The 554-nt window shown below is 49.6% G+C and carries 1 pseudogene; it reads right to left on the minus strand.

Features of this window, described 5'->3' with window-relative positions:
* Positions 1-554 (minus strand): annotated as a pseudogene (locus tag AMS66_RS32670) (hypothetical protein); the annotation flags it as partial.

Consider the following 554-nt stretch of genomic DNA (forward strand, 5'->3'; position numbering starts at 1 on the left):
GTCTGCCATGTGGATAGCCGATACCGCTCCTTCAAGCAACTTGCTGCCATTTACACTGCCATCGGCTAGTTTGGCACTTGTTATGGAACCATTGTGCAGGTGAATCGCACTTACCGATTCCGCTTTGAGGTGGGAGATCCCAATACTGCGCTCTTGAATATGGTCGGCATGAATCGCTCTCTCTTGGATATGACGGGATTGCACACTTCCATTAGCAATATGGACCTCCGACACCGCATCTTCAAGCAATTTGCTGCCGCTCATGCTGCCGTCGGCCAGTTTGGCACTCGTAACAGATCCATTTTGCAAATGGATTGCACTTACCGACTCCTCTTCCAAATGGACTGTGCCTATGCTACGCTCTTGAATATGATCAGCAAAGATGGCTCCCTCCTGAATATGACAGGATTGCACACTACCGTCTGCCATGTGGATAGCCGATACCGCTCCTTCAAGCAACTTGCTGCCGTTTATACTGCCGTCGGCCAGTTTCCCACTCGTTACAGATCCATTTTGCAGATGAATTGCACTTACGGCTTCCTCTTCCAAGTGAA

This window comes from Paenibacillus xylanivorans (genome assembly GCF_001280595.1).
Taxonomy (GTDB): Bacteria; Bacillota; Bacilli; order Paenibacillales; family Paenibacillaceae; genus Paenibacillus; species Paenibacillus xylanivorans.